We start from the raw sequence: 23208 nt of genomic DNA on the forward strand, positions 1-23208 counted from the left end.
TGTTTTAAGATCAGAACTTCACGTTTACGCCCGCATTGTAGTACCGCATGAGCGGGTAGGCCACGGAGGCGGATGCTTCCGGATCGGTGTATTTGTAGGAGGAGAAGGTCAGCAGGTTCAGCGCGCTGACGTAGAACCGTATCTGCGACAGCCCCACCGGTTGCAGCATCTGCCGGGGCATGGAGTACGCCAGTTCCAGGTTCTTCAGCCTCAGGTAAGAGGTATTGCGGAGCCAGTAGGTGGAGTTTTGTGAATTGTTTTGATTGTTGATCCACAAACGTGGGAACGATGCGCCGGGGTTCTCTGGCGACCAGCGGTCCAGGTGCTGCGCGGCGGGCACGCCGTCTCCGGAGAAGGGCCAGGCAATGGTGCCGCGGAAATGTGTTTCCACATTGGCGGCTCCCTGCCACAGCAGGTTCAGCTCAAGGCCTTTCCAGGATGCGCCCATATCCGCGCCCAGCAAGATGTTGGGGTAAGCGCCTTTACTGATGACGGCCCTGTCTGCCGGCGTGATCCTGTTATCCCCGTCGATGTCCGCATAACGGATATCGCCCGGTTTTACGTTGGGGTACAGCGGGGTCGGCCCTGCTTTGATCTCATCCTCGGACTGGTACAGCCCTTGCGCCTGGTAACCCGTCACTGCGCCGAAGCCTACGCTGAGGCCTTCCAGCCGCTGCCATTGAGGCACAGAGGAAGCCTGTGCGTATTGCAGCACTTTGTTGCGCAGGAAGGTCGCATTCGGGCGTACGCGCCAGGAGAAATCCTTGTTGCGGTCCGCATATCCCAGCTGTATCTCCACACCGCGGTTCTGCACTTCCGCGGCGTTCTGAGGCGGCAGTGTAATGCCGAGCGTGGAAGCCACCACCTGCGTGGGCGGTATCAGGATATCTACGGTATGTTTGGTGAAATAGTCCGCTTCCAGCGTCAGGCGGCCTTCCCAGAAGGATGCTTCGATGCCGATGTTGCCGATGCGCGTTTTCTCCCAGGTGAAATCAGGATTGGGAAGCACGCTTTCCTGCAAGCCCGAAATGTACTGCGGGGCCGCCCCGCCGAAGGAATAGCCGTTGGTGGTCTGCACGAGGTTGTAGGTGGCGAGGAACTGGTAAGGGTTCACCGCATCGTTGCCCGCCAGGCCATACGATCCGCGTATCTTGAGGGAAGGGATGAAAGGCAGGGCCTCTTTGAAGAAAGGCTCGTCCGAAACCCGCCATCCCAGCGCCAATGAAGGGAAGAAACCGAACTGGCGGCCGGGAGGGAAGATGTTGGAACCATCGTAACGGAAGTTGAATTCCAGCAGGTAACGCTCTTTGAAATTATACCCGAAACGGCCCACATACCCGATACGGCCGCGTTGTGAGGCATTGCCCGCATTGGTGGCCTGGGTGCGGTCGCCAAGGTCCAGCTGGTCCAGCGCGGAAGACGCGAAGTTGGTCCTGCCCGCGGAAAGGTTGTCGCCCTGGTCGTCCGTACGGTTGAAGAGCAGCAATGCGGACACATTGTGCTGCCCGAACTGGCGCTGGTAGGCCAGCGAAAACTCCGTCACCAGCGTCTGGAACTGGGTGTAGGTTTCGGTCAGTTCCGGCTTGGAAGGAAAAGTGTTCGCCGGCGTATAGTTACCCGCTGCATCGCGGATGTACGCGGTATAAGGCGTCAGCCAGCGTTTGCCGAAGGTGTTTATTTTGTCGTAGGCCAGCGTTCCTTTTACGGACAGGCCTTGCAGGAAAGGCACATCGTATTGGAGCGACACGTTGCCGTTGAATACGTTGTTGGTAGTGGTGCGGGTACCGTTGTCGCCGCGGGCCATCAGGTACATATTGCCGCGTGCCTGCGGGATGTAGTTGTACAGCCCGTTGGAGAAGCGGTTGGGATAAATGCGCGGGCTCTCCATGGCAAACTGGATCACGTAATCGGAGGTGAAGCTGCCCATGTCCTGCGCTTTGGAAGCCATGCCGCTGCTTTGTATGCTGAAGGTGACATTCTTGCCTACTTTCGATTCCAGGTTGAGGCGGAAGTTGTAACGGTTGAACTTCGCCAGGCTGAACAGGCCGCCTTCGTAAGCGTAGCCCGCCGATGCGAAGTAGCGCGTTTTTTCGGCGCCGCCGCTTACGGAAAGACTGTGCTGTGTTTGTATGGCATGGTCGTCCAGTATTTCATCATACCAGTCGGTATCCGCGTACACATCAGGGTCGGAGCCGTCTTTGAACTTTTGCAGCTCTGCGTCTGTGTACCCGCGGCCCGCGGTGGGATTGTAAGAACCTTCATTTTTATGCGCTTCATTCAATAGCAGCGCGTAATCGTAGGACCCGAGAACGTCGTAAAGGCGCGTAGGGCGCTGCATCACCACGCCGCTGTTCAGTGAAATGGAAGGTGCGCCGCGCACGCCTTTTTTAGTGGTGACCAGTATAACGCCGTTGGCCGCTCTTGCGCCGTACACGGCACTGGCGGATGCGTCTTTCAGGATGGAAACGGTCTCGATCTCGTTCGGGTCCAGGTTGTCCAGCCCGCGGCCGGGAATGCCGTCTATTACCACGAGCGGGGCAAGACTGTTCAGCGGCGGCCCGCTGTTGAGCGTGCTGAAACCTCGGATGTAGAGGTCTGAGCCCCTGCCGGGCCCGCCCGCGCTTTTCACCGCCATCAGCCCGGGTATGCGGCCCACGAGAGCGTCGGAAGCTTTTATGACGGGAGAGCGCTGTATCTCTTTGGAGTCTATCGTGCCAATGGCGCTCACAACATTCCGTTTGCGCTGTTCGCCGTAACCCACCACGATCACTTCCTTCAGTTCCGCATTGTCGTCCTGGAGCACGATGCGGAGGGGGCTATTGCCTGCAATGGCTTCCTGCTGCAGGAAACCGAGGAAGGAGAACACGAGCACATCGCCCTTCTGGCAACGGATACTGAAGGCGCCATTTTTGTCGGACACTACGCCGGTAAGCCGGCCTTTCACGCGGATGCTCACGCCGGGCAGCGCTTCGCCATGACCGTTGGTCACGGTGCCGCTAACGTTCTGGTCCTGTGCCGCGGTGAGCTCTTCCACCGGGTTGTAGATCACGATGCTGTTGTCCATCTCGCGGAACGCCAGCGGGGTGGATGAAAGGAGGCTGCCGAGAATGCTGCCGAGGTTTTGCCGCGTGAACCGTCTTTCCGAAATGCTGAACTGCTTCAGCTCTTCCGGGTTGTAGGCAAATTCAACCCCTGTCAGTTTCCTGATCCTGCGGATGCAGGTTTCGAGGGATTCGTTGCGGAAAGAAACCGAGTATTGTTCCTTGTCCAGCAGCTGGCCTTTGCTGCTGGCGGATGCCAGCATGGCCGTAGCAAAAAGAAGAGATGTAAGCATCACTACCCGCATAAACCTGATAATTAACGTTAATGGCGGTTTTTTCATAAATTTGTTTGTTACGGTTTTTGTTGTTAAACAATAAAATACCAGCCGGTGCACCGCCTGCAAGTTTACCAGACCAAGGCAGTGTGACCGGAATAACGATCCGGTGCCCGTTTTTGCGGGCACTTTTTTATGTAGAACAATATGCGTGTGGAATCAATATGCAGCCTTTGCGGCAGCTCAGTCTAATTGTTTTATATGCCGCATCCGGCGCCGTAAATCAAAATTCCTCCCGGTGTGACCTTATATTCAAAATGGTTGATCAATTTCAGTTTGTCCAGTATTTCCGGCAATGGGCGGCCGGTATTGATACTGATGGTATTCCTGCAGGCTTTCAGCCGTTCTTCTTCGAAGCTGAAGCGCACGTTATAAATACTTTCCAATAGCAGCGCCAGTTCGCCGGTAGACACATTGTCCAGCTCCAGCGAGCGTGCCTGCCATCCTTCTCGGGCCTGGGCGGATTGCAGGGCGGCGGGTATGGTGTCCGTTTGCTTCACTGCCGCCGCGGGTTGCGCCGGTTTGAATGCGGCGGATTCCTGGCGGGTAAGCACCACGGGCGGCTGGCTTTTGCCTTCCACCTGCACTTTACCGGTGATCACGGTCACTTCCACGGCGTCGTCGGGCAGGCCGGCGTTGATCCTGAAAGAAGTGCCCAGCACGCGCGTGCGGGTACCGCGGGCTTCCACGGTAAAGGGCCGCCGGTCGTCCTGTTTAATATCGAAGAAGGCTTCGCCGTTTTCCAGCAGCACGTGGCGGCCTTCCGTAAAGCCGGGCTGGTAGCGCACGCTGGCGCCGCTGCTGAGCCAAACGCGGGAGCCGTCCGGCAGGGACAGCGGCACGATATCGCCGGCCGCCGCGGTGATCTGTTGCAGGCCGGCATCCGTTTCCGGACGGGCAAGCCACAACGCGGCTGCCGCGGCGATCAGCACGGCAGCTGCCGCGGCCAGGCGTATGCCGCGGATGGAGCGGCGGGGATGCGATTGTTCGCCCGTGCGGGCTTCGATCTTTTCCCAGAGCCGGCCTTCCTGTTGCGCAGGCAGCGGTTCACCAGGCCGGTTTGGCAGGGAGGCGTACCATTGTTCCACAATGGCTTTTTCCTCCGGGGCACAGGCGCCTTCGGCGTACTTCTTTAATAATTGCGTTATGTGTTCGTGCGTATCCAAAAACCGGCTTTATTAATATGACACTTCAAAATGCCAGGTATACCAGATGGGAGGAAAATATTTTTTTATGAATTACCCGCCGGTTTATACCGCGGTACAGGAAAAGTCCGCCATTGCGAGGAGCAGGTCTCCTGTGTTGCCTCTCGCAATTACGGGTCTTGCTGGCCAACCTTGCCTTAGCGGATAGTCGTCATGTTTTTTGGTAAGAGGTCCCGCGGGAAGAAAAGTCTCTCAAAACCGCTGCTACAGGGAATTCGGCAGCGAATGGCCCCTGTAATATTCAGTGACCTTGCCCTTCAGGCGTCTGAGCGCGTTGGATATCTGGTTGCGGACGGTTTGTTCGGAAATGGAGAGCTGCGAGGCGATCACAGGGGCGGAGAGGCCTTCTTCGCGGCTTTTCAGATAAACGGTGCGCATCTTTTCAGGCATCTGGTCCAGCTCGGCCTTTACCTGTGCGGCAAGCTCCTTGAGGCCCAGGGGCAGCTGATGATGGTCTGTCGCCTGCGGCAGCATGCCGGAAACTTCGCGGATATGAGTGGTTTGGGTGAGCTGCGCCCGGAAATAGTTGATGACCCTGTTGCGGAGCGCCGTGAAAAGATAAGCGCCTACGGCGCCGGTAATATACAGGCCGGATCGTTTCTCCCAGAGATGTACGAAAAGCTCCTGCAGGATATCTTCCGCATCCTGCATGGAACCGGTTTTGCCGGCGGCCTGCAGCAGCAGCGGTTCCCAATACCGCCGGTACAGCTCCCGGAAAGCGTCGTGGTCATTCCCCCTGATCATCCCGATCAGCTCCATATCTGAATAACTTTCCACTCGATCTTGATTGGTAAGAGTTTCGCGTGAACTTCACTATTCACGGGTTGAATTTACAAAGAATCCGTGATTTTTTCCGCATGTTGTTCCCCTTCGTCAATTGAACAACCCCTTTCGTTAATCCCGCTATCATTTCCGTAAATCCCGCATCCGCCACCCGGGCCTCCTGTTCTACATTTGAGCCGTTAAACCAAAAAAACTGATTTTATGAAAACGACAACCCCTGTAAAATTATGCGCCGCTGCATTTTTAGCGGCGGGCATCAGCCTTTCATCCTGTGAACAGCTCGAGCTGCCGCTCCCCATCGGTTCAAATGACAAGGTCTTTAAATCATCCCTCTTCAAACAAAAATTAAAAGAAGGGCTTGCCGGCGCCCGTGGCTACCAGTTCGTGATCACGCACAAAGGCCAGGTGTCGGACACGGCGGCGTTCGGCATCGGTTCCGTTGCCGGCACAAAGTCTGACGTGAATGCGTTTGTGAACATCGCCAGCGTTACCAAAACACTGACGGCCGTTACCGTGCTGAAATACCTGGACGCATTTACCATAGACAACGAGATCGGGCCCTGGCTGCCCGCCTCCTGGAGCAAACATGCGGATATCCGGAACCTCACCTTCAGGCAGCTGCTCACGCATAAATCCGGCATCCGCGGCAGCGGCACCAGCTGGACGGACCTGATGAACACCGCCGCGGCGAAGATCGATTCTCCCAAAACGCGCGCATACTCCAATATCAACTTCGCGCTTTTCAGGGCCATGCTCCCCAAGCTGCACGATTCCATCACCTTCCGTGAAAAGGAAAAAATGCTTTCCCCTTCCGATTTCCGCAGCTGGATGAGCAGCGAATACATCCGCCTGGTGCAGGCGCATGTGCTATCCAGAGCCGGTATAGGCCAGCGTGGATGCGCGCCCGTTAAAGGCCTGACCCTGCAGATGCTCAACGAATCGCCTTCCCGGCTGGATGGGGTATCGCATATCGACTGGAAGGAACTCTGCGGCGGCGGCGGTTTTGTGCTCACCACCATGGACATGTCGCGGGTGATCACTTACATGGCGGAAAAAGAAACCCTTATATCGAATAATAAAAAGCTGCTGATGGATACCTACGGTCTCGGCTGGAACGGGATATTCGACGTATACGGCGGCAAAGCATACGGTCATGGCGGCGCCCTGTACAGTGAAAGGAACGGGATCGACAGCCTGAATGCGGGAGACGTGGGCTTGCAGACGATCATCATCAAGCTGCCCGCCCGCGTGCAGCTGGCGCTTTCTGTTAACTCTATCGGCGCGGACTGGCGTAATATGTACGGTCTCGTTAAAAAGGCCTACGACGCTTCGTGGATAAAAGACTAACGAACGCTATTTTGAAAAGAAGGTCCCGCCCCGGTTCACCCGGCGCGGGTCTTTTCTTTTTAGTGAATACTGGTTGGATTTTTGATAAGTAGTTTTCAATGGCAGGTAAAAAACATCCCGGTAAAGTTGTATTCAGATCAGGTACCAGCGGCCTGGTGCTGCCTGTGCCCAACAAACAGGCTTTCCCGCCCGCGTTCCGCGACAAAAGCCGGCTTACTTATTACAGTTCACTGTTCAACAGCATCGAAATAAACAGCTCGTTCTACAAAGTGCCGCAGGCGGCCACGGTAAAGAAATGGGCGGATAGCGTTCCGGATGATTTTGTATTTACATTTAAGCTCTGGCGGGAGATCACCCATGGCAAAGGGTTTGTGTACAATGAGGAAGATGTGGTGCGTTTCATGGAAGTGATCAGCCAGGCGGGCAGTAAAAAAGGCTGCCTGCTGGTACAATTCCCTCCATCCGTGACCGTGGAGCAATTCAGCAAAGTGGAGCGGCTGCTGGACATACTGCAACAGATCCGCCCCGCGCATAGCTGGAAGGTTGCGCTTGAGTTCAGGCATGCTTCGTGGTACATCGGCGAGGTGTATGAGCTGGCGGACGAACATGCATGCAGTGTGGTGCTGCACGACATCCCTAAATCACGGAATATGCAGCTGAACAGGAAAGCCCATTTCGTATACCTGCGTTTCCATGGTCCGGCGGGCGATTACAGGGGCGGGTATGGTGAGGAGCAGCTTCACCAGTACGCCATGCAGGCCCGGCAGTGGATGGCAGAAGGGAAGGACGTGTATGTTTATTTCAACAACACCATCGGCGACGCCATCAGTGATCTTGTTACCCTGAACAGCATGGTGGCGGCTGATTCTCCCGCCGGGAAAAAAGGTTATTGAAACGATTGAGCGGAATTCCTGTTCTTTTTTATACTTTAGTCCCGATATTGACCAGGATCGGATCACCAAGCCAGCCACCACGGGATGTACGCGGATATTCAAAACCAGGCACACTTATTACATGAGATGGCCGCCGGCAACCAGCAGGCGCTGAAGACCATTGTGGAAGCTTTCTGGCCCAATATCTATGCTCATGCGCTCGCCTACCTGCGTTCGCCGGAAAAGGCGGAAGAGCTTACGCAGGATGTTTTCCTCGCCATCTGGGAAAAACGCGAAACGCTCCCCGGTATCGAAAATTTCCGCGGCTACCTGTTCATTACCGCAAGGAACAAGATCGTGTCCCGCCTCCGGGAAAAGCTGGCCGGCGCGCATTCCGGGGAAGAGGCGGACGTTGCGGAAACGCTTTACATACCAGACAGCCAGCTGGAACTGAAGGAGCTTAACAACCTGCTGCGCCGGGGCATCGCGCAGCTGCCGCCCAAACGGAAACGGGTATTCGAAATGAGCCGCCTCGAAGGGAAGTCGCATGCTGAAATAGCCGCAGCGCTGAACATCTCTAAAGACACCGTGAGCGAGTACATCACGCTCTCCCTCAATTTTCTCCGTACTTATCTTAAGAACAACGGCAACCACCTGCATATTCTCATATTCTGCCTGTATTATATATAGGGATTAAGAATATTTGAGTTTTTTTACGGACCCATCCCCGGTACTGTTTTGCTTTTGCGTCTTTATTGTTAACTGGATTCAAATCATGATGAACAAGGCCCTGCTGGAAGAACTGACAGACAAATATGTAACGGGCGCCGCCACTGCGGCGGAGGAGCGGCAATTGCAGGAGCTGCTGGATGATCCGCTGTACCTGGCGCAATTCGAAGAGATGGTGCTGGGCAGCCTGGAAGCTGAAAAATACCTGCAGGAAACGGATGAAGCCGTTTTTCGGCGCATTTACTCCCGCATAGAAATGGGCATTCAACCCCAGCCACGCATACGCAGGCTGAAACCATACCTCGCCGCCGCGGCCGCCGTGTTGCTGCTGATGCTGTCAGGAGGCTTGTATTTCCTGCTGGATAAGAAGGTGGAAGTCCCGGAAACCGCACAAGTGGCGGATGTACAGCCGGGCGGCAGCAAGGCTGTGCTCACCCTGGCAGACGGCAGCACCATAACGGTAGACAGTTCGGCCAGGCAGATCAGCCAGCATGGAGGCGCTATCACCCAACAGAACGGCCGGTTGCAATACGCGGCCAACGCCGCTGCCGGGAATGCCTACAACACGCTCGCCACGCCTCCCGGCGGCCAGTACCGGCTGCGCCTGCCCGATGGCACGGAAGTATGGCTCAATGCAGCTTCCTCCATCCGCTTCCCTGTAACGTTCAGTAAAAATGAAAGAAAGGTGGAGCTGACAGGCGAGGCGTATTTCGAAGTGGCGCAGAACGCCTCAGCGCCATTCACAGTAAGCGTAAACAAACAAACGGAAGTGCTCGTGCTGGGCACCGCGTTTAACGTCAATGCCTACACGGACGAACATAATGTTACAACTACATTACTCAGCGGCAAAGTGAAGGTAACGGCAGGCAACGAAGGCGTACAGCTCTCCCCGGGCCAGCAGGCCGTGAGCACAGGCGGGCGCCTGGAAGTAAGCAGGGATGTGGATGTAGATAAAGTAGTAGCCTGGAAGAACGGGCTGTTCAATTTCCAGGATGCTTCGCTGGCGGAAGTAATGCGCCAGCTTTCCCGCTGGTACAACATTGCGATCGTATACGAGAACGGTATACCGGACATGGAATTCTATGGCAAAATGCAGCGCGATATGCCGCTCTCCGCCATGCTGAAAATGCTGGAGCGCGCGGGAGTGGAGTTCAGGCTGGAAGAAAATAACAGGCTGGTGGTGGTGAACCGCCAGGTGAAATAAAAATAAGGGAAGCAGCATAAAACACCGCCGTCACAAAAGAATACGCCCCGGATTAGGGCCCGGAGCGCATCGGTGACCTGGCGGACCATGAATACGCACAGTCGTGGCAGACTGGTTATTAGTCAACCAAATCAATGTAAAAGTATGCAATTTAAAGCTATTTGCAGGGGCCCCGTCATGCCCGGGCCCTTTGCCAAAATGTTCCGCGCCATGAGATATACCGCTTACCTGTTGCTGGTTTTTTTTCTGCATGTTTCGGGGAAGAATATTGCCCAGACGGTGACCGTTTCGGGTAATAACCTGCCCCTCACCAAAATTTTCAGCATCATCGAAGAACAAACGGGCTACGTTGTGTTCAGCAACAAAAAAGTGCTGAACGGCAGCCGTCCCGTATCGCTGCATGCGGTGGATATGCCGCTGGAGCGCCTGCTGGACGCCGCGTTGCAGGGGCAGCCGCTGGGTTACGAGATCAGTAACAAAACCATCCTGATCTACCGCAAACAGGAAAGCGGCAGGGGCGCGGCAACGCAGGTGGCGCTGATTGCGCGCAACATCACCGGCACATTGGAAGACAGCGCCTCTGCCCCCATACAGCGCGCCTCCGTGAGGTTGACGCCGGGGAATAAAGGCGCCTCCACAGACAACCGGGGCGCTTTTGCAATCGCCGGCGTTGCGCCCGGCAGTTACCAGCTGGAGATCTCCTGCCTGGGATACCAGCCTTTGCGTATACCCGTTAACGTTACCGAAGGGTCGGACCTGGACCTCGGCAGGATCCGCATGAAGCAGCAGGCCAACACCCTGGGCCAGGTGGAAGTGGTGGTGGCCTATGGTACGGTGAAAAGAGCGGACCTTACAGGCGCGGTAGGCCAGGTGGACATGGCGGACCTTGCCAAAGCGCCTGTAGCGTCTTTCTCCGAAGCGCTGGCAGGGCGCATTGCCGGCGTACAGGTATCCTCGCAGGATGGCCAGCCCGGCAAAGGCATGAACATCGTGATCCGCGGCGCCAACTCGCTCACACAAAGCAATTCACCATTGTATGTTATAGACGGCTTCCCGATAGAAGATCCGGAAGACGGTATGCTGAACCCCGACGATATTGAAACGATCAACATCCTGAAAGACGCGTCAGCCACCGCCATTTACGGCTCCAGGGCGGCTAACGGCGTGATACTGGTGGAAACCAAAAAAGGCAGGACAGGCAAGCCGGTAGTGACGTTCAATACATCCTACGGCGTGCAGCAGGTGCAGAAAACGATCCCCGTGATGGATGCCTATGAATTCGTAAAATACCAGGCGGAGCTGAACAAGACCTCGGCCGCCAATACCTATTTCCAGAACGGCCGCACGCTGGAAGATTACCGCGGCGCGGAGGGCATCAACTGGCAGGACCAGGTGTTCCGCCAGTCGCCCATTATGATCAGCAACATTGCCGTTCGCGGCGGCACCGGGCAAACGCGGTATTCCATTTCCGGCTCCGTGTACGACCAGCAGGGGATCGTGATCAACTCCGGCTACAAACGTTACCAGGGCCGCGTGGCCATAGACCAGGCCATTGGCAGCAAGCTGAAGGCCGGCATTACCGTCAACTACAGCAGGATCAATACCAACGGGCAGCCACTGTCCGAAGGCAACGGCCCCATGTTCACCACCTACCTGCTCTCGCGGGCATGGGGATACCGGCCCATTGCCGGCAATGCAAATGTGGACCTACTGGACGACGACGGCGATATGGCTTTCATCAACCAGTACGACATCCGGCTGAACCCCATTACCACCAGCAACAACGAATACAATAAAACCGGTACTTCCGACTTCCTCGCCAACGGTTATCTTACTTACAGCCCCGTTTCCAACCTCGTGTTCAGGTTCGCCGGCTCTATGTCTAACCGTCAGCGGCGGGGCGACATTTTCTTCAACTCCAAGACCGTACAGGGCAGCCCGCTGAACCCGCGCAACATAAGAGGGCAGCATGGCTCGGTGACCTTTACAGAAACAAACATCTGGTCCAACGACAACACCGTTACCTACAACACTACCATCAACAGCGACCATAAGATCACCGCGCTGGGCGGCATATCGTTCCAGGACTACCGGGCGGAAACCTACGGCTACGCGGCGCAGAACCTGCCCAACGAGCAGCTGTCCATGCCCGGCCTCGACGAAGGCATACCATATTCCTCGTTCGCCAGTTCGGGCGAGAACTTTATCGCATCCTTCTTCGGGCGGCTGGGTTACAACTACCGCTCCAAATACCTGCTGGAGTTCACTTTCCGGGGCGACGGCTCTTCCAAGTTCGCCAAAGGCCACAAGTGGGGCTATTTTCCTTCGGGATCTTTTGCATGGAACATGCAGGAAGAAGATTTCATGAAAGGGCTCGCATTTGTGTCCAACTCCAAGCTCAGGATAAGCTACGGCAGCACGGGCAACAACCGCGTGGGGAATTACGACGCTTTTTCAGGACTGAGCTTTCCCGTTGCCAGCTCTTATTCCTTCAACAACGGCGTGCCTGGCAAAGGCGCCATCATTTCCGGCCTGGGCAACGCCGGCCTGAAATGGGAAACCACCCGCCAGCTGAACATCGGGTACGACCTCGGCCTGTTCAACAACCGCATAGAATTCACGGCGGACTGGTACCGCAAGATCACCAGCGACCTGCTGCTGAATGCTGATCTGCCCGCCACCATGGGCATTTTGCAGGCGCAGCAGAATATCGGGAAGATCCAGAACCAGGGAATAGAGCTGGCGCTGAAGACCGTCAATTTCAGAACGAAGGATTTTGAATGGAGCAGCAATTTCAACATCAGCTTCAACCAGAACAAGATACTGGAACTGGTTAGAGGGCAGGACGCGCTGTATTCCACCGTCAGCTTCGAAACCCAATACAATAACAACCCGCCGTATATTTCGCAGGTAGGCCAGCCCGCTGGCATGTTCTACGGGTATATCTTCGACGGCGTGTACCAGCTGACGGACTTCGATAAGTCCGCTTCAGGCGCTTACACGCTGAAGCCCGGCGTTTCCAACAACGGCGCGGCCGCGCAGCCCGGGCATATCAAGTACCGCGACATGAACGGCGACGGCAACATCACCCCGGCGGACCTGGTGGTGATAGGCCGCGGGCAGCCCATCCATACCGGCGGCTTCTCCAACAACTTCTCCTGGAAAGGGTTTGACCTGAATGTGTTCCTGCAATGGTCTTACGGCAACGACATCCTGAACGCCAACCGTTACATGTTCGAAGGTAATGGCAACATCAGGCTCAGCCTGAACCAGTTCGCCAGCTACCTGGACCGCTGGAGCGAAACCAATCCCACCAACAGGAATTTCAAACCAGGAGGCCAGGGCACTATCGGCAGCTATTCATCACGCGTGCTGGAAGATGGCTCTTATCTCAGGCTCAAAACCGTTTCGCTTGGCTACAACCTCCCGGCAAGATGGCTGAAAGTATTGCACGTGAACAAACTCAGGCTCACGGCCGCTGCGCAGAACCTGCTCACGTTCACCGGTTATTCCGGCATGGACCCTGAAGTGTCCGTGCGTAATTCCGTGCTCACGCCCGGGTTCGATTTTTCCGCTTACCCGATCGCCAGAACCGTGGTGTTCGGCCTGAATGTCACTTTTTAATTCCTGACGCTCATACTATAAAAAATGAAGTACAGTAATTTATTGATCGCCATTTTTATCCTTGCCGGCTTTACAGGCTGCGTGGAAAAACTGGACCGCAAACCGAAAGATTTCCTGGAGCCAGCCACCTACTACCGCACGGCGGAGCAGTTGAATATTGCGTTGAACGGCGTGTACGACAACCTGGGCTCGCTGTATTCCAATCCCATCCATTTCCGTTTCGGTTTCGAGGGCGATGAGCACTGGTATGTAAAAAATTCCCCGCTCAGCGGCCTCCATATTTACGACTACACCGCCGCTCATCCTGATTTCCAGAGCTTCTGGAACAATCTCTACATCGGCATCGGCCGGGCCAATTATTTGCTGGCCAACCTGGACAACAACCCGTCCATCGACGCGGCCGTCCGCTCAAAAGTGAAAGGGGAGGCCTTGTTCCTGCGGGCGTACTATTATTTTATGCTGGTGCAAAGCTTCGGCGGCGTGCCGCTGGTACTGGCGCCGCCCAAATCCCTCAACGACGTGGACGTACCGCGCGCAACTGCTAAAGCGGTGTACGAGCGCATTATTGCCGATATGACGGAAGCGGAAACGCTGGTATCGCCCATTCAGCAGCTGGGTTTTGGCGGGAGGGTGAACAAATCAGCCGTACGCGGCATCCTGGCGAGAGTGTGCCTGCATATGGCCGGCCACCCGGTGAAAGAGACCGCCAGGTATCTTGAAGCGCGCAACTGGGCCAAAAAAGTGATAGACGACGCTGAAGCAGGCCATGCGCTGAACCCGTCCTACTCGGGCGTGTTCATCAATCTTATATCAGATAAATACGACATCAAAGAATCTTTATGGGAAGTGGAATACTGGGGCAACAGGTCCGACGCCTATACGGAAACCGGCTCGCTGGGCGATGTGAACGGCCCGGCCACGCAGAATACGCAGACCGGGTTTGCTTACGCGGGCATCAAAGCCACGGCAGACAACTATTACCGTTACCAGGAAGGCGATGCGCGCCGTGACTGGTGCATTGCGACCTTCAACTACGGTACTGCCAGCCAGCCGGCGAACCACAAGGTTTTCCTCACCTCCGTGAACCGCAACACCGCGTATAACCGCTGGCCGGGGAAATACCGGCGCGAATATGAGATAGTGCTGCCTAAAAACAATACCGCCACGCCCACCAACTGCCCGCTGCTGCGTTTCTCCGATGTGCTGCTGATGTTCGCGGAAGCGGAAAACGAAATTTCCGGCCCGACGGCAGAAGCCATTGAAGCGGTGAATAAAGTGAGGAAAAGAGGATGGAGCAGCGGCATAAAGACCCTGACCATCACTAACGGCGGTGAAGGCTATACCACCGCTCCGGCTGTAACGTTCACGGGTGGCGGCGGCTCGGGCATTTCCGCTGCCGCAACTGTTTCGGGCGGGAAAGTGACAGGTATTGTATTCGCCAACGACGCCGTGTATGGAAAGGCTACCGGTACCGGCTACACGTCTGCCCCGATCGTTTCTTTTACCGGGGGCAACGGTTCCGGCGCTGCGGCTACAGCCACGGTCTATACTGCCGCGGATGCGGAAATACCCGCTGCTGCTGCGGCCGGTAAAGAAGTGTTCCGGAAATTCATACAGGACGAAAGGTCCCGCGAGCTGAACGGGGAAACGTTCAGGAAGGCCGACCTGATCCGCTGGGGTATTTTCGTGGAGCGGATGCACGCGCTTTCCGCCACTATCGAAAAGGATCTGGGCACCCTCACCACGCCGGCCTACCTGAATCTTTTCATAAAAGGTTTCGGACCCAATATAACGGAGAGGAATACACTATGGCCCATTCCTACCAAAGAACTGACTTTAAACAGGGCGTTGACCCAAAATCCCGGTTGGTAATGCATTAAAAATTGAACCCGATGAAATATCTACAAATGATCTGCTGCATGCTGCTGATGATGGCATGCAAAAAGGAAGTATTGCCTGAAACGCCTGATTTTAATGTGAGATCGGCTGCCGTTACTTTCCGGGCGGGGGAAGAAGGTGTGTTTGAATTTGAAGGCACGGCCGGTATTATTTCCTTTTATTCCGGCGAAGCCGGGAATGAATACGTGCCCGGCCCGCCTGATGGCGTGAACAGATCGCTGGCGGTGAAAGGCAATTCCGATTCCAGGCTAGCCCGTTTCACTTACGCATACGAAACCAAAGGCGTTTACAAGGCGTACTTCGTTGCAAAAAATGCCAGCATTTACGGCGAAAGGGAAGTAATAAAAGCAATCAACGTAACCGTTACCGAATGATGGACAGGAGAGCATTTCTGAAGAATGCAGGTATGGCCGCCGCGCTCAGCGGCAGCGGTCTTCCGCGTGTATTGGCAAAGCCCGCGGGGAATATCACCGTAGTGTATGCCGATTCGGATTTTGAGCGTGAAGCGCTGCTGAGGCCTTTCGGTTTCAAGGGCGGTTACCTCACCGAGCTGTGGCAGGTGGCATCCCGGCTGCAGGCGGCTTCAGGGAAAAGCAGGACGGGCGTGGCCACGCAAAGCGTGCTGTATGGCGACGCGGAAATGTTTGCCTCCCATACTGAAACGGAAGGCAATGCGCTGATGTACCTCGTGGCCGTGAGGGCGCTGAAGCTGATCAGGAACACGCCTTTCACCGACCCGGTGATGTTGCAGGAAACCATATTCCCGCAATTGATGGCCGAAGCGCGGCAGATCACCGGTAAAAAAGACCTGCACACCAATTTCGTGTACAATGCGCTGGTAAGTGCGGACAATGCTGCCTGGCTGCTGTATGCGGCTGAGAACGGCCTTGAAAGTTTCGACGCCATGGTGCCTGCGGCCTACAAAAAAGGGCTGACCCACCGGAACAGCAAGGTGGCGGTCACTTACCAGGTGCCCTACGGCATGCCGGTGGAAGAGCTGCAGCGGGCCGCGGCGGCAGGATATTTTGTGTTCAAGATCAAAACCGGCTACCCCGGCACGCAGGCAGAAATGCTGGAAAAGGACATGCGGCGGCTGAGCCAGGTACACCGTGTACTGAAAGACCTGCGCACGCCGCACACCGCTACCGGCAAGCTGATCTATACCCTTGATGCCAACGGGCGGTACGAAAAGAAAGAGCTTTTGCTGCGTTACCTCGATCATGCTAAAAAGACCGGCGCGCTGGAACATATCCTTTTTTACGAAGAGCCGCTGGCCGAGCAGAACGACGAAGATGTGTCCGACACCGGCATCAGGATGGCCGCGGACGAAAGCGTGCACGACGAAGCCGGCGCGCTGCGCAGGATTGAGCAGGGTTACACTGCCATGGTGCTGAAAGGCATTGCCAAAACGCTCACCTTATCCATGAAAATAGCCGCGCTGGCCGCGGAAAAGAAGATACCCTGCCTGTGCGCGGACCTGACGGTGAACCCCGTGCTCGTGGAATGGAATAAGAACATCGCCGCCCGCCTGATGCCTTTCCCCGGAATCGGGATGGGGATCATGGAAACCAACGGGGATATGAACTATCGCAACTGGAAGAATATGACGGCCTGGCATCCGCTGGCCGGCGCATCGTGGACGCAGCCGCGCGACGGGGTGTTTGAGCTTAACGAAGACTATTACCGGCAAAGCGGGGGCATCTTCCTTCCGTCCGCCCATTACGAAGAAATGTTCCACCGCCGCCTGAAATGAGATCATGCGGTCATTTAATCAGATCTATTAAAACACTTTAGCAATGAAAACATTTTTACTTTTTGCAGTAATGGCATTGGCAGTGTGCAGTCAGGTTAAATCCCAGCAAAGATTCGTTTCGTTCGACGGTGCGGTGCCGGCGAACTGGCAAACCAATTCCGCCACACCCTTGTCCGTAAGCACGCAGCACGTGAAAGCCGGCGGCGGGGCTTTGCTGTGGGAGGCCAAAAGCGGCGACTATCTCAGCGCGGCCTCGCTGGCCATTCCTTCCGCGGAGCTGAACAACGCCACCAACTCCCAGGCGCAGATATTTCTCCATGTTCCGGCCGCCACCAACGACACGCTGCTGTTCCAGTTCCTGGACGAAACCGGCGTGGTGCGGCGCGAAGGGAAGATGCTGCTCAACTTCAAAGGCTGGCGCGAATTCCACCGCTCTTATTATTATGATTACAGCGGCGGGGTAGCAGCGTCTCCCTTCAATCTCGAAGAAATGCGCATCACCTATATTCCTGTAAACCCCGCAGACAGCTGCACTATATACATAGACGAAGCGCGGCTGATCGGTAATGCCGATGTGCGCATTCCCGGCCCGCATGTATGGCCCGATTACGCAGCGTTCAGGAAACACGTTACCAACGCGCCTTACCTGAACGTGCTGCCCAACTGGAAAAGCGGGCCCGATATGCCCGTAACCACCGCCACTGCCACAGAACTGGCTGATCTTGCAGTGCTCAGAACCCGCTTTGCCCGGCCCGCCGGCGCGGATACCTTGCTTGCCGTTGCCAAAAACTTCGTGCTGGGCTGCCAGATCCACACCCATGCGGATGGCAGCCTGAACGGCAGGGGCATTTACAATATCTACCGCCCGGACTCACTGGTCATATTTTCCACTTACATCGGTTCGCTGGCCAGGGGCGCAAAAGCAGGCGACACCGATGCGGAGAACAAGCTGCTCTTATTTACAGAATACCTGCTGAGCGAAGGCCTGGCGGAAGGAGGGAGGATCGTGCTCCAGACGAATTCCTACCCCAATGCGCGCACCTTTCCCGTAGGCTTTCTCGAAGCCCTGCCCTTATATCCGCCCGGCCTTCGTGCCGAAGCGCTGGACATGCTTAAATGGAACAACGAATACAGCGTAGTGAACGGCGCAACATTCATGGAAGGATACAGCGTGGATTACCTGAATCTCCGCACCGGGTTCCTGTTCGAGCTGGCGCTTGCCAACCCGGACGACAATGCGGCGGTGAGAGATGTGAAAATGGTGAAACGTTTCCTGGAACGCAATACTGTTCCCAGCCTTGGCGGCCGAGACGGTATGAAGCCGGACGGCGTGGGATATCATCACGGCTCGCAGCATACCAGCTACATGGGCGCCTGGAGCCGGTGGATAGATATGGCCGACTCGCTCAGGGGCACGGTGTACCGGGTGAACCTTGCGGCGTATGAGAACATGAGCCTGGGTATTAAATACCTGCTGGCGGGTTCTTCCAAAGGCGTGCTTTTCGCGCACGCGGAATCAGGCAGGAACCCGTTTCCCGCTGCATTGCCGGTAAGCCTTGAGCGGTTTGAAAAGTTTGTGCGGGTGGGCGGAGACATCAAAGGGACCGGGACAGACCCGGTGATGGGCAGTTTTTATAACGCCGTTACCGGAACCAGTACTTTCCCGGCATCACCCGTATCTGCCGAGGGTTTTTATCAATACAACTACGGTGCGCTGGGCATCCGGCGGAAAAGCAATTGGGTGGCAGTGATGCGGGGTTTTACCAGCAAGATCTTCGGCGCGGAGATCTACAGCGCCGAAAACCGTTACGGCCGGTACCAGAGTTACGGTACCCTGGAAGTACTGTATGGCGGCACTTTGGAGGCCACTGGCTACATCCTTGCAGGCAAAGGCTGGGACTGGAATGTAATGCCCGGTACCACCACCGCTCACTTCCCGGACTTCGCGGGTTTGCAGCCTTTGAAAACAACGGCCATGGAATTCCAGAACAATAATTTCGCAGGCTCGCTGTCGCTGGGGCAGGAAGGGATCTTTGGCTTGAACCTGGATGAAAGGGCCAACGGGAACTATAGTCCTTCACGGCTGAAAGCAAAAAAATCCGTGTTCGCGTTCGACAGCATCCTGGTTTGCCTCGGCAGCAGCATCAATGCGCTCAATGGTTTGGGCAATGTGGCCACTAATTTTTTCCAGGCCGTCAATAAAACGAGTAATGCGGATATTTATGTGAATTCCGTTACCCCGGTTTCCAATTCAAGCTACGACCAGACGATAGACACGCAGCCGGCGGACCTCTGGCTGCTGAACGGCCAGTCTACCGGGTATTACATCCCGCAGGGCAACGGATCAGTACGCGTGGTAAGAGGAAAGCAGGTGACGCCCAAAGAGACCGTATCCAATCCCAGCCTTCCCAATTCCTACGACTCCGCCTACGCCAGCAAAGCCTGGATGAATCACGGTGTGAATCCTGTAAATGCAAAATATCATTTCGTGGTGGCGCCCGGCATTACGCCAACGGCCATGCAGGCGCTGGCCACGCAGCTTGCTGGCGGCACGCTGTACAATATCCTGAAACAAACGGACACCATGCATATCGTCCGGTACAACCCGCTCGCACTGACCGGTTACGTGTTCTTCAAAGCCAATACCGCCGTGAACACAGGGCATATCAAAAGCGTGTCTGCCGTATGTATGGCCGGTATCCGCGAAAGCGGCGATACGATCACCGTCACGGTCAATTCCCCGGATATGAATATCCAGACGGAGACCGCCTTCGACTACTATTGGCGCGCCCTTCCGCGCACGGTGAGCCTTGTGCTGAACGGCAGCTGGGACGTGGTGGAAAATCTTTCGGGCGTAACCATTACCCACCAGGCAACAACGGTCACCGCTTCTTTCTACCTGGAGCACGGCTTTTCGAAGACTATCAGGCTGAAAGTGCCGGGCACGGCCCGCAGGGCTGCAGAGCGCGCGTATGCGGATACGGCTGCGCAGAGAGCTTTACCTGGAGAAAAAAGCAGCGGAAAAAAATTCATGCTTTTTCCTAACCCGGCCGGCAAAACGATGATGGTGGATTTTATGGCAGCGGAACATGGTGCGGTGAATGTAGAAATATTCAACATGCAGGGCGCGCTGATGCAACGGCAGCAGCTAACCGTGAAGAAAGGGCCAAACCGCCACCCGGTGGATGTTTCAGGCTTTACGCCGGGCAGTTACCTTATTGTGCTCAATGGTGGCGGCTTGCAGGAAAGGGGCATATTTATAAAACAGTAAATAATCGAATGATCCCGCAAACCGGGAAGCTTTGAAAATAAAAGCATGCAAATGAATCGGAACATACAAGTCTGGCTGATGTGCGCAAGCCTCGCGGCTTTTGGAACGGCCTGCAACCAGAACGGTAAAAAGAACGGCGGAAAGGATAGTACAGCCACTGCTTCCCAGTTGCCGGAAAGCGACAACGAAGATGTTGCCCGCTATATGCAATCATTCAACGGCGTGGGGGCGCTCAGCGATTCGTCGCTGCCAACGCCGCCGCAGGAAGCGCTCAGCCATTTCAGTTGCCCGGACGACCTGGCGCTGGACCTCGTTCTGTCCGAACCGCAGGTAGTACAGCCGGTAGAGTTGAGCTTCGACCACCGCGGGCGGCTGTGGGTGGTGCAGTATCATCAATATCCTTATCCGCAGGGGCTGAAAGTAACCAGCGTGGACAATTACCTGCGCGTGAAATTCGATAAAGTGCCTGCCGCCCCGCCTGAAGGCGTAAAGGGCGCAGACAAGATCAGCATCTTTGAAGATACGGACGACGATGGCAGGTTCGACAAATCGACCGACGCCATCACGGGATTAAATATTGCCACGAGTGTATTAACGGGCCGTGGTAAGGTCTGGGTGCTGAACCCTCCGTATCTTCTTGCTTATCCTGACGCCAATCATGATGGCATGCCCGAAGGGGCGCCGCAGGTTTGCCTGGAGGGCTTTGGGCTGGAAGATACGCATGCAGTTGCCAACAGTCTCCGCTGGGGGCCCGACGGCTGGCTGTACGGCGCGCAGGGCAGCACCGCTACCGCCAACGTGAGCTCATCCGTTTCAAAGAATATAACATTCCAGGGTCAGGCCATATGGCGGTACAATACGGATACACATGTGTTTGAAGTGTTCGCCGAAGGTGGCGGGAATACCTTCAACGTGGAATTCGACAGCAAAGGCAGGGTGTTCTCTGGAGACAATGGTTACGACCGCGGCCCCAACTTCAAGCAGGGGGGGTATTACCAGAAAAGTCTCGGCAAGCACGGTCCTTACACCAACGCATACACGTTCGGCCATTTGCCCAGCATGCAGCTGACCGGCGAGCGGAAACGTTTTACGCATTCCCTCATCCGGTACGAAGAAACCGCGCTGCCCGGAAGATACCATGGAAAAATGATCGCTGTGAACCCGCTGCTGAATTTCGTGCAGCTCACCCGGATGGAACCTTCCGGCTCCACTTTCAGGAATGTGGATGAAGACAAGGTGCTTACAACAGGCGACCGCTGGTTCCGGCCGGTGAACATCAAAGCCGGGCCGGACGGGGCCGTTTACCTGGCCGATTGGTACGACAGCCGCCTTTCCCACGTGGACCCGCGGGACACCTGGCATAAATCTTCCGGAAGAGTATACTGCCTCCGGAATAAAACAGGCCAGCGCAGGTTACCCCGCTTCGACCTGGAAACTTATACGCCCGAACAGCTCATCGCATTATTAAAAAGCGGCGACAAATGGTTCCGCCAGCAGGCACAGCTGCAGTTCGCCAACCGCGGGAACAGGTCTTTCGTGCCCGCATTGCTGCCGCTGCTCCGCTCCGGCAACGGGCAAATGGCGCTGGAAGCGCTCTGGGCCATCAACGGCTGCAAGGCTTATAACGACGACGTGGCTTTGACCGCGCTTGGTCACAAAGACCCGTATGTAAGATACTGGGCCGTAAGGTTTGCAGGAGACGGGAGAATAGCGTCGCCGGGAGTTGCGGAGAAACTCGTGCGGCTGGCGCAGGCGGAGCAGCATCCAGAAGTAAGAAGCCAGCTGGCCTCCACGGCCAAACGTATGCCCGGCGAGCTTGCCGTGGCCATGATAGAAGCCATGCTGAAAAACAGGAACGATGCGGGCGATCCCGATATTCCTTTACTCACCTGGTGGGCCATGGAAGCGAAAGCGGAAACAGACCGCGAATTGATACTGGCCATGTTCCGCAACCGGCAGCTGTGGCAGGGAAAAACAGTTCAGCAAACCATCCTGCCAAGATTGATACAACGGTATGTAATGCCGGGTGGCGAAGAAAATTATACCGCCGCCGCACAACTCATCGAAATGTCGCCTTCGCCGGCCATGGCTAAGATATTGATCAGCGGGCTGAGTGAAGGGTTGAGAGGGAAGGACGTAACAGGCCTGTCTCCCGCGCTCACCAAAGCGATCAAACCATACCAGGCGGAGCTGTTCGGTGCGCCGCTTGCGCTGGAGATCAGGCAGGGCAACGCGAAAGCGGCGGAGCAGGCCATCAGGATCATCGGCGACGGGAAAGCGGAAATGCGCCACCGGCTTGCCTACATCAGGATCATGGGCGAAACCGGGAAGGAAAAAGCAGTGCCCGCTTTGCTGAAAGTGGTGGCCGGCGGAGGTTCTTCCGCAGCCCTGAAACAAACCGCCCTCCAGGCCCTGCAATATTTCAGCGCGCCGGAGATAGGCGCGAAGGTGGTGGCTGCCTATCCCCAGCTGCGGGGCGATGTAAGCGTGCGTAATGCCGCGATAGACCTAGTGTCCAGCAGAAGCCAGTGGGCCGCTTCCTTCCTGGATGCGATCGAGAAAACGAAGACCATCAGCCGGGAAGACGTCAGCGAGCAGGCCGCCCGCAAGCTCAAGCTTCTTAAGGATACGGAGATAACGGACCAGGTGAACAGGCTGTGGCCGCGGCTGAAGCTGGCCTCGAACGAGGAAAAGAATGAAAGCATCGCGCGGTATATGAAGATCATTAAATCCGGGACCGGCAATACCGGCAAGGGAAAAACGCTGTACCAGAACAATTGCGGCGCCTGCCACCGCCTGTTCGATACGGGCGGCAGCATCGGGCCCGACCTTACCGGGTACGACAGGGACAACCTGAACAGCATGCTGCTGAACATCATCGATCCCAATGCGGATATCAGGGAAGGGTACGTGATCCACCGCATAGTTACTACAGACGGGCGCACGCTGGAGGGAAAGATCGTTTCCAGGAACGGGAATGCCATCACGCTTCAGTCGCTCGGCGGGAAAGACATGGTGCTTACCGCCTCGCAGGTAAAGGAAATGAAAGCGCAGCAATCGTCCGTTATGCCGGAGCGGCTGCTGGACCGGCTGACTGACCAGGAAGTGAAGGACCTGTTTGCTTACATCATGAAAAAATAGCCGG

The 23208-nt window shown here is 56.0% G+C and carries 13 protein-coding genes; 10 read left to right on the plus strand and 3 right to left on the minus strand.

Going from position 1 to position 23208, the window contains the following annotated elements:
• Nucleotides 1–10: 10 nt before the first annotated feature.
• The 3 genes from ACTJIK_RS15095 to ACTJIK_RS15105 all read right to left on the minus strand — a co-directional run bounded on the left by ACTJIK_RS15095 (nucleotide 11) and on the right by ACTJIK_RS15105 (nucleotide 5358).
• Entirely contained in the window at nucleotides 11–3346 is a 3336-nt protein-coding gene (locus ACTJIK_RS15095; RefSeq protein ID WP_440647490.1) for a SusC/RagA family TonB-linked outer membrane protein, read from the minus strand.
• Nucleotides 3347–3573: 227 nt separating this feature from the next.
• Nucleotides 3574–4542, minus strand: a complete 969-nt coding sequence (locus ACTJIK_RS15100) for a FecR family protein (RefSeq protein ID WP_440647492.1) — start codon at nucleotides 4540–4542, stop codon at nucleotides 3574–3576.
• A 243-nt stretch (nucleotides 4543–4785) separates the two neighbouring features.
• Nucleotides 4786–5358: an RNA polymerase sigma factor gene (locus ACTJIK_RS15105; protein WP_440647494.1), complete on the minus strand. Its 573-nt coding sequence runs from the start codon at nucleotides 5356–5358 to the stop codon at nucleotides 4786–4788.
• Between the two features lie 207 nt (nucleotides 5359–5565).
• Here ACTJIK_RS15105 and ACTJIK_RS15110 point away from each other — a divergent pair, with 207 nt between their 5' ends.
• The 10 genes from ACTJIK_RS15110 to ACTJIK_RS15155 all read left to right on the plus strand — a co-directional run bounded on the left by ACTJIK_RS15110 (nucleotide 5566) and on the right by ACTJIK_RS15155 (nucleotide 23204).
• A complete protein-coding gene (locus tag ACTJIK_RS15110) occupies nucleotides 5566–6711 on the plus strand; it encodes a serine hydrolase domain-containing protein (RefSeq protein ID WP_440647496.1) in 1146 nt (381 codons plus the stop codon).
• Nucleotides 6712–6809: 98 nt separating this feature from the next.
• The gene (locus ACTJIK_RS15115; RefSeq protein WP_440647498.1) at nucleotides 6810–7604 is read left to right on the plus strand and encodes a DUF72 domain-containing protein; all 795 of its coding nucleotides are present in this window, start codon (nucleotides 6810–6812) and stop codon (nucleotides 7602–7604) included.
• A gap of 84 nt (nucleotides 7605–7688) precedes the next feature.
• Nucleotides 7689–8273 carry an RNA polymerase sigma factor gene (locus ACTJIK_RS15120; RefSeq protein ID WP_440647500.1) on the plus strand — a complete coding sequence of 195 codons (585 nt, stop codon included), beginning with the start codon at nucleotides 7689–7691 and terminating at the stop codon, nucleotides 8271–8273.
• Between the two features lie 85 nt (nucleotides 8274–8358).
• On the plus strand, nucleotides 8359–9516 hold the full coding sequence (locus ACTJIK_RS15125) for a FecR family protein (protein ID WP_440647502.1): 1158 nt from the start codon (nucleotides 8359–8361) through the stop codon (nucleotides 9514–9516).
• Between the two features lie 210 nt (nucleotides 9517–9726).
• Complete coding sequence (locus ACTJIK_RS15130) at nucleotides 9727–13140, plus strand: TonB-dependent receptor (RefSeq protein WP_440647504.1); 3414 nt, start codon at nucleotides 9727–9729, stop codon at nucleotides 13138–13140.
• A 24-nt stretch (nucleotides 13141–13164) separates the two neighbouring features.
• Nucleotides 13165–15012: a RagB/SusD family nutrient uptake outer membrane protein gene (locus ACTJIK_RS15135; RefSeq protein ID WP_440647506.1), complete on the plus strand. Its 1848-nt coding sequence runs from the start codon at nucleotides 13165–13167 to the stop codon at nucleotides 15010–15012.
• Between the two features lie 20 nt (nucleotides 15013–15032).
• Complete coding sequence (locus ACTJIK_RS15140) at nucleotides 15033–15413, plus strand: DUF5017 domain-containing protein (protein ID WP_440647508.1); 381 nt, start codon at nucleotides 15033–15035, stop codon at nucleotides 15411–15413.
• A complete protein-coding gene (locus ACTJIK_RS15145; protein ID WP_440647510.1) occupies nucleotides 15410–16792 on the plus strand; it encodes an enolase C-terminal domain-like protein in 1383 nt (460 codons plus the stop codon). The genes ACTJIK_RS15140 and ACTJIK_RS15145 overlap by 4 nt, the downstream gene beginning before the upstream one ends.
• A gap of 43 nt (nucleotides 16793–16835) precedes the next feature.
• Nucleotides 16836–20063, plus strand: coding sequence for a polysaccharide lyase family 8 super-sandwich domain-containing protein (locus ACTJIK_RS15150; RefSeq protein ID WP_440647512.1), 3228 nt, complete (start codon nucleotides 16836–16838; stop codon nucleotides 20061–20063).
• Nucleotides 20064–20108: 45 nt separating this feature from the next.
• Complete coding sequence (locus tag ACTJIK_RS15155; protein ID WP_440647514.1) at nucleotides 20109–23204, plus strand: PVC-type heme-binding CxxCH protein; 3096 nt, start codon at nucleotides 20109–20111, stop codon at nucleotides 23202–23204.
• Nucleotides 23205–23208: the final 4 nt, after the last annotated feature.

The organism is Chitinophaga sp. 22620, from assembly GCF_052044405.1.
Lineage (GTDB): Bacteria > Bacteroidota > Bacteroidia > Chitinophagales > Chitinophagaceae > Chitinophaga.